Origin of the sequence: Bacillus thermotolerans (assembly GCF_000812025.2) — a bacterium.
GTDB lineage: Bacteria > Bacillota > Bacilli > Bacillales > Domibacillaceae > Quasibacillus > Quasibacillus thermotolerans.
In genome coordinates, this window is the sequence record NZ_JWJE02000028.1 from 20986 (window position 1) to 36713 (window position 15728).

Genomic DNA, 15728 nt, shown 5'->3' on the forward strand with positions numbered 1-15728 from the left:
TATCTTTATGTCTTGGAAATTATATCATATCTCTATGTCGGATTTCCTTCGAATTTGCTGAAAAAGGAAAAAATACCTGCACTTGACTTTATAATTATTTAATAATACATTCAGATAAAAAGAAAGGTATTTCTAGATTCTTCTAGAAACTTTTACATGCGAGTAAGAAAAATGTAATAAAGGATGGTGCTCCTTGAAGAAGTTTTTTCTATTTCTGTATGTTGTAGCAATTATTGTGTTTCTTATCGGAGCAAACATGTACTGGCAAAGAGAAGTGACGTATTCTTCGGCTCCTGCTGAGGAATTAGGCTCTCAGCAAGAGGAACAGAACGCTTCAAACAGCCAGTCGGATGTGGTACAGGCGGTGAAAAATTGGCCAAAGGATGCTCAGCAAGCTTATGCGGAGGCCCGTAAAGCAGGTGTTCCGTACAAAATTATGATCGCCGGCTCTCCTTCCTTAGGAAAAGAAACAGGCGGCTGGTCAACGGTTGTGAAGCAAAAGCTAGAGGAAACGCTTGGTGAGACGGTGACAGTGGAGATTCAGGAGTTTGATGGAAACTCGATGGAGTTTATGAAGTCTGATGTACATAATAATATTTTAGCTGCCGCTCCGGATCTCGTGCTCTATGAATCTTTCTTACTAAAGGATAATGGGGTATTGGATGTGAATACGCATCAGCAACTTCTCGCTCAGTTCAACCAAGAATTGCAAAAGGCAAATGAGAAAGCCGTATTAATGGTTCAGCCGGCTCATCCGATCTTCGGTGCGCAGCATTATCCAAATCAGAAGGAAGCCGAGAAACAATTTGCTCAAGAAAATTCCTTACGCTACATTGACCACTGGGAAGCTTGGCCTGGTACGAATGATCAGAAGCTGACTGGGTTGATTACTGAAGACCAATCGACGCCGAATGAGAAGGGTCATGAATTGTGGGCGGAGTATTTGGTGGATGAATTAATTTCGAAGTAAGAGAGAAGCCCGCGGCTTGAGCCGCGGGCCTTCTTTGTGTCTATCAATCAATATCGTTCATTAAATCAGCCGCAATTAAGAACTCAGCCAGGATTTTCGCCATTTGGTCACGCTTCGTGAATGCGTCCGGCTCAAATGTTCCTTTGCTTGTTCCATTTACAATGCCGGCTTGGTACGCGCGCAAGACGTCTTGACGTGTAGAGGCACCAATGTCTCTTGCATCCTTGAAGTCTGCGATCGCTTTGTCTGTGTCAAGCTTCGCCAGATCGAATGCTACGTAATCAAGATTCAGCGCACGGCCGATCATAGCTGTTGCATCGTTACGCGTGATTTGATCATTTGGTGCAAAGTTTCCGTCTGTACGGCCTTTAATAATACCGCTCTTGACTGCTGCCATGAAGGCACCGTTTTCGTTAAACCACTCATCGCCCTCCACATCCTCAAAGCGATCATCATACTCCGCACCCGGTAAGCCTAATGCACGGGATAGAAGCACCGCAAATTGTGCACGTGTCATGTATTGATCCGGATTATACTTGCCGTTCGTTCCGCCTTTAATGACTTGCTTAGAAGCTAATGTTTCAATGTACGCTTCTGCCCAGTTCTCGCCATTGTTGACATCCGGGAACGTCACGTCGCCTTGGATCACCGCAAACTCAGAGTTTTGCAGGGATTTCACCGTTGCTGTTTGCTCGTTAAAGATCGTTGGTACCGCTTGGAAGCTGCCATCTTCATTGATACGGATGCCTGTCGCCTTATTCGCGTTTACGGCTTCACTTAGCGTGAAGGCACGGTCAATGTATTTTTGGCCAAGCAGATCAACAGGAATCGTCTCTTCCCCGTCAGTTGCTTCCAGTGTGAAGTCAACGATTGGGGAAAGCAATGTTGCGCCTGCCGCTTCCACCTTTGCTGCTACTTGCTGCTCGCGCTCTGTGGATACTGGAGCGACAGATACCTTGACGGATACGTTTTGGACACTTGCTCCGAGCTTCCCAGCAAGGGCGGCTGTGTCTACGTCTGATGGGTTCACGTCGTAAGTGACATCACCGCTTTTCACACGAATTAAGCCTAAGTTTTCGTCTAACACTAGACCAAGCTGGTCAATGAGTGTGATTGGGATCAGGACAGAAGTGGTCTCCTCTGGAAGCTCAATCGCCACTTGGCTCTTTTCTGAAGTGAGTGGATGTGTGATGCTGTCATACATATCCGTTGTAATCACGGCTTGTCCATCTGCTGTGATGGCTGGTGTGACCGTTACACCGGTATCCGTTGGGTTCGCTGAACCTGGTGTTGCGATGGTGTCATCAGCGTTGTCGTCTGTGTTGTCATCCGTGTCACCGTTGTCATTGCTGTTATCATCGTCGTTCGAATCATCGTTGCCTGTTTCGCCCTTGATACCGCTGACGAAGGCTTTACCAGCCGCTGCACCCGGGTCCACTTTTTCCAGATATTCAAAAACAGCACCTCGTGCGTTATCGAAATTCACTAATTGTATCAGCTTTTTCTTAATGGCATTGTTCGGCGTTTTGTCTTCTCCTGACATCAACGCAGCAATTAACGTTTCAATATAGATCGAATTCGTGATCTTACTCGAATCTCTCAATTGAATATTGTCTAGGAACGCTGCCTCTACATTGTAAAGGTAGTTCACATATTGATCGATCGTGACTGGTGCGGCTTCTGTGCCAAACACGTCTTGCACGTTCTGGCTTTGAGCTTCCTTGAATTCATCCAGTGCCGCTTGGCCAACCGCCATCAGGTTGATATCGAGCAATAACTGAATGGATGCCGTGATGAGTTCTTTTTCCTGATCGGTCGTGTTGGCGTTCAATAACCGGTTCGCATAGTCAGATACGTTGTTTGCCTCGGCATTTTGCTGGGCCTGTTCAACCGCTTGAAGCTGCTCCTCTGATAGCTCGCCCTTCACTGTCTGCAAGTAGGCAATAAGGCTTTCTAGATCCGTGAAGTTCTGCTCGGCGGCTTCCACTTGACTGCCTTCCAACAAACCAGGTACGGTAGCGATCGGTGTAAAGGCAACGGTGGCCGCGATCATCGCTTTCGCTGCTTTGTTGCTGAATGGAAACTTCTTCAACATGCTTCACCTCTTAAAATATATTTTTTATGTACTGGGGTATGTACATAAAATCCGTGCTCATTGTACACATTCTCCTCTATAATAGCTTATCCTTCTATGTCAATCAATTTATAGCAATCTAACAATCATTTCCCTACGTTTGTCCCATTTCTCTTTTTCTTGTATTTTTCTTCTTTTTTTCCATGTTATACTAAAGGCAAAATAACGATAGCGGAGGCTGGTAAGTTTCATGAGAACGTTCATTAAGATTGCTTTGGCGGCTGTGCTGCTGCTCGTGGTGGGAGCAGGCGGCGCCATCTATTACTTTACGAAGGTGAAAACGTACGACGTGGCGGACCCCGAAGTGGAGAAGGTCGTGGGAGAACAATACAGCATTGACCTTCCTGAAGGCACGCCGCTCCCTGAGGGTGTGCAGCGAGACGAGGACGGGAATGTGCTCGTGGACCATAATGGCCATTATTTATTAGAGAACGGGTCCACGGTAGACCCTGAGGAATGGAACGCCACTGTGGCAGAGGGTGGCAAGAACGGAACGGCTTCGGCTGGCGGCAGTCATAGCAGTGCGGGAGCAGGTGGCAGCGAAAGTGCTGGTGCTGGCGATGGTCAATCGGTGGCTGTGAATGGTAGTGCGAGCAATAGCAGTAGTGGTAACGGTAGTTCGGCTTCTGGCGGGAATGGCAGTGGGTCTGGAGCTGATGCGAATGCGGGCAGCAACGGTAATGGTGCAGGTGCAGCTCCTTCGGCGAGCAGCGACTCTTCTGGTCAGGGTGCTGGATCAACACGCGGTGCTTCTGTAAAGGAAATCAAGAGCCGCTACGCGCCTTCCTTTGAAAGCTTGCAAGGCCAAGCGGAAAGCCAGCTGAGCTCACTGATCAGCCAGGCGAAGCAGGAGTACGCGCAGAAGAAAGCGAATGGCGAATCGGTGAACCCGTTGTATTTCTATCAGAAGTACTCAGGAGCCGCTGACTCTATGGAAGCGAAAACCGATGCCGCGTTTAACACGCTATACAGCTCCCTCCAAAGCGAGCTGAAACAAAATAACCACAGCCCGTCTCATGCCCAGTCCTTCAAGGAAAGCTACGAAAGCACGAAGTCCTCTTTAAAGGACGAACTCATGAACAAGGTCACTGGCGGCTGATGATTGGACCGTCCCCTTTTGGTCAGGGGGCGGTTTTTTTAGCGCTTTAAAGTGATGGGGGTCTGACCCCCACCACTTTAAAGCGCTAAACCCCCACTCCTCTCCTCCTTCGACAATTGTTTTCAAAAGTAGTCCAATTTTTTCCTATGGTTTGGTGGTATACTAGATTCAGTTTTATTAAGTTTACATGTTTTACCTATATAGAGAATTTAGGGGGATGACGATGAAGGGAAAGAGTTGGCTGGCTAGTTTGTTCAGTATTGTATTGTTGGTTTCTAGCTTTTTCGCACCCGGAGCGGCTGGTGCTGCTGGGGCGAAGGTGGATTATGTGGCGCTTGGGGATTCGCTGGCGGCAGGGCAGACGCCTTATCGGCAGATTGACAAGGGCTATGCAGATTTAATTGCGGATAAGCTCCGGAAGAACGGGGAGCTTGGTGCGTATACGAAGGGGTTTGCACGGAGCGGGGCAACGACGGCGGATGTGCTGGCCACGCTTGAAAATGCGGATGTACGGAAAGCCCTCCAGCAGGCCGAAGTTATTACGCTATCCGCTGGAGCGAATGATTTATTCGACGTGATGACGATTGACCCGGCGACGTCCAAAGTGACGTTTGACCAGCAAAAGATTGCGCAAGCATGGACCGCGCTCGGGCAGAATATAACATTAAGCCTGCAGGAGCTGAAGCAGCTGAACCCGCAGGCAAAGATTTATGTGATGGGCTACTACTTCCCTTTCCCGCACTTTGCGGAAGGGTCAACGAAGGAACAGGCAAAGTATTTGACGCGCTATTTAAATGGACAGCTTGAGACGTTAGCGAAACAAAACGGAGCGGTGTTCGTGTCTGTTGATGCGTTTAATGCGAACGGTTCAGCGTATTTACCAAATGCGGCAGACGTCCATCCAAACGTGGCCGGCTATCAAGTAATGGCGGATGCTTTTTTCACCGTATATGACCGACAAGCGACAGAACGGTTCATTGACCTTCCGGCAAGCTCGGAAGCCCGTAAAGCGATTCTCACACTAGCAGAAGCCGGTATTGTGAATGGCAAGCCGAACGGCGCTTTTGAGCCAGACCGCCAGATTACGAGAGCGGAAGCGGCGATTATTCTCGCCAACCTGCGGTCCGATCTTCCAGAGACAGCAAAGAATCCTGGATTTAAAGATGTGGCACCAGGCATGAAATCGTACACGGCGATCGCCAGACTGACGGAAGCAGGCATTATCTCAAAAGCCGTCCGCTACAAGCCGGATCAGCCGCTGACGAGAGCTCAAATGGCGAAGCTTTTAACACTTGCTTATGAATTGAAGGCAAACGGAACGGTATCGTTCAAGGACGTGCCGGCGGATTTTTGGGCGAAAGCGGAGATTAACGCCGTGGCAACGAATGGTATCATGATTGGATCGGAGCACAACACGTTCCGTCCGAATGACTCCATTACAAGAAAAGAGTTTGCGATTACGATTTACCGGATGCTGCAGGCACAAGAGCCGGCAGCGTAATTATAAGGAAGAGCGACCTGATTTTTGGGGTCGCTCTTTTTTTCTTTCTTCAATTTGTCGAAAAATTTGATTTTACGGCTGTCGGATTTCGTAGTAAAATGAATGTTAGCTTTTTCACCTAGCTAGTAAGTTAGCAGTTGGCGATCGCCGCTGCAGAAGGAAATGTAAAGGAGCACGTTACTATGCAGGAAGATACACAACCTTTGCGACGGGGCAGAGCGGTTAAAAAGAAGCGTAAGAAAAGACGGTTTGTGAAGCTCTTTATCTTGTTGCCTCTCATTTTTGTTCTTTCCACAGCCGCTGGGTATGGCGCCTTTCTTTATAAAAAGGCTGAAACTGTATTCACTGGTTCATATGTAGACGACGGACGTGAGAAATCACCGCTTCGTGATGCAGAAGTGCATCCGCTGCGAGACAATATTTCGATTTTATTTATTGGATTGGATGAAAGTGATGTGCGCGAGGAAAACGGCGACAGCAATGGATGGCGGTCGGATGCCCTGATGCTCGCAACACTGAATGTAGAAGACAAATCTATTAAACTGTTAAGTATTCCGCGTGATACGTACACGTACATCCCTGAAGTGGGATATGAAACGAAAATTAACCACGCCTATGCCTTCGGCGGGCCTGCCGCAACAGTAGAATCTGTGGAAGAGCTGCTGGATGTGCCGGTGGATTACTACGTACGCATGAACTTCAAGGCGTTTATGGATGTCGTAGAAGCGCTCGACGGTATCGAATATGATGTGCCGTTTAAGCTGTCGGAGAAGGATTCCAATGATGTGCACAATGCGATTCAGCTGGAGCCAGGCTTGCAGCACCTCAATGGTGAGGAAGCTCTTGCCCTTGCCCGTACACGTCAATACGACAATGACATTGAGCGCGGCAAACGCCAGCAGGAATTGTTGCAGACAGTTGTGAAGGAAGCTCTATCTCTGAACTCTGTGACGAAGTACGATGAAACGCTTGAAGCAATCGGCACGAATATGCGCACGAACATGACGTTCAGCGAATTGCGCTCCCTGCTTCATTACGGCGGCAACGGCAGTGTGGAATTCGAAACATTGACGCTTAAAGGCACAGATGGCCGCATGTCAAATGGCGCCTATATTTACGAATTGGATGAAGCCCAGCTTCAAGAAATCCAGCACACATTAGCTAAACACCTTGAATTGGATTAAATTGATGAAGGAACCGAAAAGCGATCAGGCTTTTCGGTTTTTTCTTTGGGAGGAGTGCTTTATTGCTTTAAAGGGATGGGGTACGTCCCCCGCTTCTTTAAAGTAGTAAAGTGTTAGACATTGATGAGGCCTTCTATTAAGATAAGTTTTGAGTGTCATTTGGAGAAGCAGGGAGGTATCTTGATGAGTAACGAAGAGAAGCTAAGTAAGTATATACGTATTATTAATGGCGAGCAGTGGCTCGTGGAGGATGACCGCGACAACCTTAAGGTGAGCTACCGTGTGAAGGAAGTCATTTTTTCCGCGGAGTCGCCGTTTCAGCATGTGATGATTCTGGAGACGTATGATTTCGGCCGGATGCTTGTGCTGGATGGCGTCGTGCAGTCTACCGAGAAAGACGGCTACATTTATAATGAAATGATTACGCACGTGCCGCTGCATATTCACCCTGATCCGAAGAAGGTGCTGATCATCGGCGGCGGTGACTGCGGAGCCGCGAAGGAAGTCACGAAATATAAGAGTGTGGAAGAGATTTATTTTTGCGAGATTGATGAGTTAGTGGTGAAGGCCAGCAAGGAACATTTGACCGGTGTGGCGGATCACCTGAATGATGAACGAATCCGCTATATTTTTGCAGACGGCATCCAATATATGAAGGAACACCGTAATGCGTTTGATGTGATCATCGTGGATTCCTCTGACCCGGTCGGCCCTGCGACTGAGCTGTTTACCTTTGATTTTTATCAAAATGTGTTCAACGCGCTGAAGGAAGACGGCTTGATGGTGTGCCAGAGCGAGTCCCCGATTTTTTATAAGGACACGATGCAAAATACGTTTGAGTCGCTGAATAAGCTGTTCCCTGTCGTGAAGCCTTACACCGCCGTGGTGCCGACGTACCCTGGGGGCCTGTGGAGCTTCACCATTGGGTCCAAGCGTTATCAAGACTTCGCGGATATCGACTTTGAACCAGCGACGAAGTATTTCAACCGAGACATTTTGAACGCTTGCTTTGCACTTCCTCAGTTTATGAAGAAGGATTGAGTGTGATCCCTGGACGATGGTTCAGGGGTTTTTTGTGTGGATGGGATGTTGTTGTTGGGGAATGAGCGATTTTTTCGGGAAATGAGCGATTCTATTTTTTATTGAGCGATTTCACCAGTTGTTTGAGCGATTCGCCTCTTTTTGATTCTTCAACGCAACATGCCATAATAAATAGAGAAGTCTGTCATGAGGAGAGTGAGAAAATGAAGGTGGAAGTGAACGGAAATACATTAGAGCTGATGACTGGGGATATTACGAAGCAGTCGACGGAGGTCATTGTGAACGCGGCGAACGGGACGCTGTTAGGTGGCGGCGGTGTGGATGGTGCGATTCACCGGGCAGCGGGGCCTGAGTTGCTGGAGGCTTGCAAAAGAGTGCGGGCTGAGGAACTGCATGGAGAGTACTTGCCGACGGGCGAAGCGGTGATCACGGATGGATACCGGCTCCCCGCCAAGTATGTCATTCATACGGTCGGTCCTGTGTGGCGCGGGGGTGCGAATCATGAAGAGCAGCTGCTGGCGAATTGCTACCGCCACTCGTTGCAGCTGGCGATAGACAAAGGAATGGCGAGTATTTCGTTCCCGTCGATCTCAACCGGTGTATACCGCTTTCCGGTAGACCTCGCTTCTGTGATTGCCTTGCGGACGGTTATTGATTTTTTACAAGTGCACGCCTTTGGCCATGTTGTGATGACACTATTTTCAGAGAAAGATTATCAAACCTATGAATCTGTGTTAAGACAAGTACTGGATGAATCATAAAAGCTGCTTTCTTGCCCCATCCTATTTAATCGCTGATATAGTGTGGGGCAAGAACGTGGAAAAATCTTTATGGAGAGTTCAACGAATGAACCACACGAGAGCAAACAAACTACCTGGATAGCTACTCCAATGACGACATCTGTTTGTCAATATCACCTTGCTTTTCTACTTATACAAAATCAACGCACTATAAAAGAATATCGGTGAAGAGAATTTCACATCTATGATCTCTAATGAGGTGTTGGATAAAAAGGCATTCAGCTTTTTATCAAATGTTTTTTCAGTCCAGCCCACTATTGTTTTGGCTTTCAAACTAATACCTCCTTCTCATCTGTAATACTCTATACGAAGAGTTCATCAGTTAGTTTCACATATGGCTTATGTTGTTTGATTATTTGAGTTTCACCTACAAAAAAATCTGCAGAGACAGCTCTGCAGATTTTTGCTGGATTAGCGGTTTGTTAGTTTCGTTAATTCGGTTACAACCTCCCCATCATTCAATGTCATCTTGATCAGCCCTACGTTCGGGGCATAATACTCTATCCCTGTGCTGGATGTGACTTCAACGACATTATGGAAGGTGCCGGCTGGTGTTTTTACTGTTTTTGTCGTGGAAGAAATGGTACGGATCTCCTCTTCGCCGAATAAAGAAGCGTTCCACGATTCCCCTGCCTTCACAGGATATTTCATCATTTGGCTAAGATCTGAGTCAGGATGGCCATAATAGTACCCTTCGCTATCCTCATAGTTTACTAAGCTTGTCATTTGAACTCCATTAACGGAAATGTCCCAAATCGGCCACTTATTCTCGTATTTCTTTCCTGAATAACGGAATGTCACGTCTCCACCATACGAGGAATAATGATACACTTTGTTCGTGTTCATTGCGTATGTAACAGAGCCTCCTGCTTCCGGTAAAGGAGCAGAGTCATCATTTAGTGCTCTCTCTAAGAAAGCCGAGAACTGGGCGCGCGTGACATCTAAATCTGGTCGATACGTATTGTCAGGATACCCCTCTGTAATGTTTTCAGCTAGAATGCGCTTGATATGTACGTATGCCTGCATATTCGGGGAAATATCACTGAATGAAGCAACCGCTTCTGTTTTCAGGTTAAATGCCCGAGAAAGGAAAATCGCCATCTGTCCGCGTGTTACCGGCTCGTCCGGACGATACGTACCATCTGGGAATCCGCTAATAATTTCTTGTTCCACAGCTGAAGCAATGTAGCCGCTCGCTTTTTGATTCTTCCCTACATCCGGGAACTTCGTATCTTTTGGTGCACCGTCTAAGCCCAATGCCCGGCCAATCATAATTGCAGCCGCCGCCCGTGTCACGGCTTGATCTGCGCGGAAGGTGCCATCCGGATAACCGGCAATGATGCCTTCTCCTTCGAGGTACATCATTTCCTCATAAAAGCGATGATTGTCGCTTAAATCACTGAACGACGCCGCTTCCGTATGTACGCTGAAACTGCTGAACGTCAGCATAAGAACGGCTAGAAGCGCCATAATTTTCTTTAACATACTTACTCTCCTCTACTATAAAACTATTAGTGCTTGTTGCTAATCACTCAACCCCCTACCTATCACCCCATCCTTTGTTACTATTATCGCCTCTAAATGAAAATTATTTATTATTAGGAAGTTTTTTCTACGTAAAAGTTTTGTAAATGTTTTAGCGCTTTAAAGCATTGGGGGTCTGACCCCCAACACTTTAAAGCAATAAAGGACAGGCTAACCAGCCTGTCCTCCATCTCTTTCTCTATCATGTTTATTGGTTTTCTAATTTAGTTAGTGTCATTGCATCTTTTCCATCGACCGTGACCTTCACGAGTCCTACATTTGGTGCGTAGTATTCCACACGGTTTCCTTCGCTTTCTACGGCAAGGACGTCTGTGAACGTGCCGGCAGGAGTGGTGATGGTTTCAGTAGTTGAGGTGATCGTATGCTGGTTTTCTCCACCAGGGAACGAGCCGTCCCACGTTCGTCCGACTTCTGCCGGATACTGAATCGCTGCGTAATATTCCGAATAAGGAAAACCAATGTAATAACCGCCGGCATCTTCATGCTCGAGTATGACATCCTCCTGATTGCCATTGATGTACATTTCCCACATATCCCAGCGCCCTTCAAATTTTTCTCCTGTGTGGCGGAAGATGGTCTCGCCTTCCTCTGTTGTGTAGTGATACACTTTGCTCGCATCTCTTGAATAGCTTACAGTTAACTCTTCTTTAAACCGGTCGTCCAATGCTCTCGCTAAAAAAGCGGAGAACTGGGCGCGAGTGACCGGAAGCTCAGGACGGTACGTATTGTTCGGGTACCCCTGTGTAATGTTCTCAGCTAGAATGCGCTGGATATGCTCATACGCCTCCATGTTTGGTGAAACATCACTGAACGGAACATCAACTGCTTGCTCTAGTTCAAAGGCTCTTGATAGAAAAATAGCCATTTGTCCCCGTGTGACAGGTTCATCTGGCCGGTACGTGCCATCTGGAAATCCGTTAATAATGCCTCTTTCCACCGCCGAAGCAATGTAGCCGCTCGCTGCCTGGCTTGCTCCGACATCTGAGAATGTAGTACCCCGTTGTTCACCATTTAACTGGAGGACGCGCCCAATCATAATCGCAGCCGCTGCCCGTGTCACCTCTTCATCCGGCCGGAAGGTGCCATCCGGGTACCCCGCGATCACTCTTTCATTCTTCAAAAATTGCATTTCCTCGTAGAACCGATGACTCTCTACTAAATCCTCAAACTCCGCTGCCTGCGCACGCAAACCAAAAGCACTAAAGATAAGAACAAAAGCAGTGAAAATGGCTAGGCTTTTTCTCATTTTATTACTCCCCTTTCACGCTTTAAAGCACCGGGGGTCTGACCCCCGGTGCTTTAAAGTAGTAAAGAATTTTCAAAGAATCCTTAAAGTGTTTCTAAGGAGTTCTTACAATTCCAATGATAGAAGGCACTCAATCCGGGGTGCTTATATACTTTAGCGGTTAGAGATCGATGCGAGCTCGGAAACAGTTGCTCCTCCGATGGTAGCCTTGATGCGTCCGACACCTGGGGCGTAGTAAATATAGACGTTATCTCCGCCGTCCACCTTCACGACGTTTCTGAACGTGCCCGCCGGGGTCGTCACCGTTTCGGATACGGAGACGATTTTATATTGTCCGTGCCCTTCGCGATCTGTCCATGTCTGGCCAACCTTTGCCGGGTACTTCAGCAGCAAGGTTTCGTCAATGATCCCTTCTGACTCTACGTAGCTCATGTAGTAGCCGTTGCTGTTTTCCTTTTCGGCCAGCTTTGCCGAAATCTTTTGCCCGCCTTCATAGACGTCCCATAAGTTCCAGCCGTTTAATTTTTGGCCAGTATATTCGTAGACGGTCGTGCCTACCTCATCTACGTTATAGCGATACACTTTATTCGTATTCATCATGTAGCTCGTTTCCGCTGGAAGATCGGTCTTGAAGCGGTCATCTAAGGCTCTTGCTAAGAAGGCAGAAAATTGCGCGCGCGAGATGCCAATGTTTGGACGGTATGTACCGTCTTCATAGCCTTGCGTAATATTTTCGGCTAGAATTCGTTTCACATGTGTGTATTCTGCCATGTTTGGTCCAACATCCTTAAAGGAAGTCGAGGCTTCTTCCTTCAGCTTAAACGCTCTCGATAAGAAAATCGCCATTTGTCCGCGTGTAACTGTTTCGTTCGGGCGATACGTGCCATCTCCGTACCCCTGGATAATGCCCTTTTCCACAGCCGAAGCGATATAGCCGCTTGCTGCCTGATTCCTTCCTACGTCAGGAAACTTCGTCGCCCGTTGCTTCCCGTTCAATCCTAACGTTCTGCCAATCATAATAGCCGCCGCTCCACGAGTCACCCGATCATCTGGACGGAATGTGTTATCGGGATAACCACTAATAATCCCTTGTGCCTCTAAAAATCTCATCTCATCATAGAAACGGTGACTTTGCTTCAAATCTTTGAAACCAGCTGCTGACGCACTTAAAGCAAAGGCGCTAAACACCAAGGCAAAAGCAAATAACACAGATAAACTTTTCTTCATCGTAACTCCCCTCCCCGATTATCATATGGTGACCATTCCTTCTCATATTCCCTTTATTTTCCCCTTTAAACTGACTCATTCTAAATATTCGGTCAACTTTAAAGTTATCCTCCTTCTATTATATGTATTTATATATTTTAGCCTTTAGAGAGAGGATGCTTTCACACATTAAAGGAGCGGGGGACTGTCCCCCGCTCCTTTAAAGCGTTACTCAAACAAAGTCTCTCGGTATCTCTGTTTTCCATGTCTTCTTAAATACTTCTTTATCACTCTCATAAGCAATTAACGTGTTTGTTAAATAGAAGGTCGTTTCGTCGCTGGTCATGTCGCTGTAGCTTTCAAGCTTCGTTTGCCAGTCGCCGCGTCCGACGGTGAGCTCCCACTCACACTGTACACGGGCAGAGAGCGGGTCATTTTCTTTGATCGTGAACGTGTTCCGGTTCACGCTGCCATGCTCGATGCCATTGGATAGCAGCCGCCGCTCCCCTTCATCAGAGAAGTCATGAAGCGTCCAGACACCGTTGATCAAGTCATGCGACACCTCTCTCGTGCGCTTTTCTTTTCGGAGAATCTCTCGCTCTATTACTTGAGCCGTTTCCGGGCGTTCGAAATGGATCCGGTCCTCTTCACCTTCCTGCGGGGTGCGCACCGGCAAGGATACGTACGTTTCTTCCCCCGCATGCACAGTGAGTGTCACCGGCTTTGGAGACGGCCATGCCTGCGGCCAGTATGTCGGTGATACCGCTACCTCCAGCTGATGGCCTTTCGGAATTTGCTGGCCGATCGCATTCAGCTGAACCGCCACATTGTACGTTTCCCCAGGTGTTAAGGCTTCCGGATGCTCATGGGAATGACGGTGCGTTAAGTTCAGCATGCCCCAGCTGATCATCGTTGACTCTCCCGTTGGCGCCTTGTCACACAGCCTTACAGCCAGCAGCGCATTTTCCTGATCAGCTGACACTTTCACGTTCAGCACAGGATGCCCCAAAAGCTCAATCGTCTCTTCAAGCGGCTCGGATGTGAACACGACTGCTTTTCCATTCTCTAAACGCTGATCGTCCGCTAAATCACCTGGCTGGCCAAACGGGCAAAAGACTCCGTTATACAGCCCATGCTGCTGTACGCTCGGAACAAGATACGTATCTCCTTCCTTCGCTTCACCCGCGAGCTTCCCATCTGTGAGCCACAAGCGCTTTTCATTTACGTTCTTCGACGGCCACGCATCGTCTGCTACCCACTTACCGGGCCGCACCTCATAATCAACCGCCGGCGGCTCGCTGTCCTGAATCCAGGAAATCAGCTTCGGTTCATCCATGATTCCCGTATCTTTTCCTTTCAGCCAGTGATCCCACCAGCGCAGAGCTTCCTGCAAGAAGCCAATCGCCGGCTCGGGTGTCGCTACTTCTGGAAATTCATGCGCCCATGGACCAATCAGACCCTTGCTTCCGTTCGGCAAGTACTCCAGCATCCGGAAAATCGCATTCGTGTACCCGTCCTGCCAGCCGCCGACCGCAAACACTGGAATTTGAATATCGGAGTAATCCTCGCATACGGAACCATGCTTCCAATATTCATCCCGTCTTTGATGACGCAGCCATTCCTCAACAAACGGCGGCGTGTTTTCCAAACGATCCAGCCAGTTGTCTCTCCAGCTGTCGCCGACGACTTCCGGATCCTGTGGGCGTGCATTATAGACGAACATCGTGGATGCCCACCAGAGCATATCAGACGCCAGCACGGCGCCGCCTTTGTAATGTACATCATCAGCATAGCGGTCATCTGTCGAGCAAAGCGTAATGATCGCCTTAAGCGCCGGGTGATTTCGGGCCGCTACCTGCAGACTGTTAAAGCCCCCCCACGACTTCCCGAACATACCAACAGCTCCTGTGGACCACGGCTGATCCACAATCCAGTCCAGCACATCAAGTGCATCATCCTGCTCCTGCTTTAAATACTCGTCAAGCAGGATGCCGTCTGAATCGCCCGCTCCCCGAATGTCCACACGGATGCTGGCATAGCCGTGCCCCGCAAAGTAAGGGTGGCGGATCGAATCCCGAATCGCCGTGAAATCATTTTTTCTGTACGGCAAGTACTCCAACAGAGCCGGTACTGGGTGCTCCTCCGCATCCTCCGGCAGCCAAATCGTCGCTGCCAGCTTGGCTCCGTCCGACATCGGAATCCATACATGCTCCATCTTTTTTACTTTTCTTGGAAATTCTGTTTTCACTCTGCGTTCATCTGAATCCTGAATGTTAAATACCAAGATCGCCACCTCTTTCCTTATTTATTTCCGGGGAAAAGTGAATCTCTTCCCGTTTCTCCGGCTGCACGGTGCGCAGCACGCTTTCATAAATGTAGTAAAGCGTTTTGGCTGTTGCTTCTTCCGCCGAGTAGCTGTCTTGCTGGTTCATCACGGTTGCCATCATGCCCTTCCAAATCAAAAGCGTGGCATCCGAGATAAAGTCTACATCCTCTTCAGCAACGAACCCTTCTCCGACAGCCTCTCTAATATATAACGCACTCCGTTTCGAGAACGTATGCTCCATAACAATAGACTGGATATTCTCCGGCAGGCCGCTCAATTCCTTCGGGTAAATCGAATAGTAATAATCCAGCAGCTCCTCCGGGATCGTCTCCAGATGTTCAATAAAAATAAGCGAGTAAATCTCCGGCTGTTCAAAGGAATGCTTGCAGAAGCATTCCCACGTATACAGCCATTTCTCTATTGTATTTGTTCCCTTTTCCATGTAGCGGGGCAGGTCTTCTAAATACCCTCTCGTGAAACGCATCGCTGCGAAAAACTTTAATCTGGACAAATCTTTGAAGTAATTGTAGGCAGTCGAGCTTGTATAGCCCGCCTTATCAGCAATCTTTCGGATCGTCACATGATCGATGCCTTCCTCTTCAATGACCTCCACCGCTGCATCCAAAAAGTAACGCCACATGCGGGCTTTTTGGATTTCTTTTCTCGTTGCTGTCAT

At 48.1% G+C, this 15728-nt stretch carries 13 protein-coding genes; 6 read left to right on the top strand and 7 right to left on the bottom strand.

Features of this window, described 5'->3' with window-relative positions; genetic code table 11:
- Window positions 1-193 precede the first annotated feature (193 nt).
- Window positions 194-970 carry an SGNH/GDSL hydrolase family protein gene (locus tag QY97_RS11645; protein ID WP_039231511.1) on the top strand — a complete coding sequence of 259 codons (777 nt, stop codon included), beginning with the start codon at window positions 194-196 and terminating at the stop codon, window positions 968-970.
- A gap of 43 nt (window positions 971-1013) precedes the next feature.
- Here QY97_RS11645 and QY97_RS11650 read toward each other — a convergent pair whose 3' ends face one another.
- Window positions 1014-3065 (bottom strand): S-layer homology domain-containing protein, encoded by a 2052-nt coding sequence (locus tag QY97_RS11650; RefSeq protein WP_039231514.1) that lies wholly within the window; start codon window positions 3063-3065, stop codon window positions 1014-1016.
- 229 nt (window positions 3066-3294) lie between these two features.
- Between QY97_RS11650 and QY97_RS11655 the strand changes: the two genes are divergently transcribed.
- The 5 genes from QY97_RS11655 (at window position 3295) to QY97_RS11675 (ending at window position 8690) form a co-directional block, all read left to right on the top strand.
- Window positions 3295-4203: a hypothetical protein gene (locus tag QY97_RS11655; RefSeq protein ID WP_039231517.1), complete on the top strand. Its 909-nt coding sequence runs from the start codon at window positions 3295-3297 to the stop codon at window positions 4201-4203.
- Between the two features lie 223 nt (window positions 4204-4426).
- Window positions 4427-5704 carry an S-layer homology domain-containing protein gene (locus tag QY97_RS19570; RefSeq protein ID WP_052728963.1) on the top strand — a complete coding sequence of 426 codons (1278 nt, stop codon included), beginning with the start codon at window positions 4427-4429 and terminating at the stop codon, window positions 5702-5704.
- A gap of 182 nt (window positions 5705-5886) precedes the next feature.
- Window positions 5887-6888, top strand: coding sequence for an LCP family protein (locus tag QY97_RS11665; RefSeq protein ID WP_046128733.1), 1002 nt, complete (start codon window positions 5887-5889; stop codon window positions 6886-6888).
- A gap of 183 nt (window positions 6889-7071) precedes the next feature.
- Window positions 7072-7929, top strand: coding sequence for a polyamine aminopropyltransferase (gene speE, locus QY97_RS11670; protein WP_039231519.1), 858 nt, complete (start codon window positions 7072-7074; stop codon window positions 7927-7929).
- 203 nt (window positions 7930-8132) lie between these two features.
- A complete protein-coding gene (locus tag QY97_RS11675) occupies window positions 8133-8690 on the top strand; it encodes an O-acetyl-ADP-ribose deacetylase (RefSeq protein ID WP_039231522.1) in 558 nt (185 codons plus the stop codon).
- Between the two features lie 165 nt (window positions 8691-8855).
- Here the strand turns inward: QY97_RS11675 and QY97_RS20680 are convergent, their stop codons facing one another.
- The 6 genes from QY97_RS20680 to QY97_RS11700 all read right to left on the bottom strand — a co-directional run bounded on the left by QY97_RS20680 (window position 8856) and on the right by QY97_RS11700 (window position 15728).
- Window positions 8856-9002, bottom strand: coding sequence for a hypothetical protein (locus QY97_RS20680; RefSeq protein ID WP_166701693.1), 147 nt, complete (start codon window positions 9000-9002; stop codon window positions 8856-8858).
- A 138-nt stretch (window positions 9003-9140) separates the two neighbouring features.
- Entirely contained in the window at window positions 9141-10214 is a 1074-nt protein-coding gene (locus QY97_RS19575) for an S-layer homology domain-containing protein (protein WP_052728964.1), read from the bottom strand.
- 247 nt (window positions 10215-10461) lie between these two features.
- A complete protein-coding gene (locus tag QY97_RS19580; protein WP_052728965.1) occupies window positions 10462-11520 on the bottom strand; it encodes an S-layer homology domain-containing protein in 1059 nt (352 codons plus the stop codon).
- 153 nt (window positions 11521-11673) lie between these two features.
- Window positions 11674-12747: an S-layer homology domain-containing protein gene (locus QY97_RS19585; protein ID WP_052728966.1), complete on the bottom strand. Its 1074-nt coding sequence runs from the start codon at window positions 12745-12747 to the stop codon at window positions 11674-11676.
- Window positions 12748-12958: 211 nt separating this feature from the next.
- Entirely contained in the window at window positions 12959-15010 is a 2052-nt protein-coding gene (locus QY97_RS11695; protein ID WP_039231525.1) for a CocE/NonD family hydrolase, read from the bottom strand.
- Entirely contained in the window at window positions 15000-15728 is a 729-nt protein-coding gene (locus tag QY97_RS11700) for a TetR/AcrR family transcriptional regulator (protein WP_039231528.1), read from the bottom strand. The genes QY97_RS11695 and QY97_RS11700 overlap by 11 nt, the downstream gene beginning before the upstream one ends.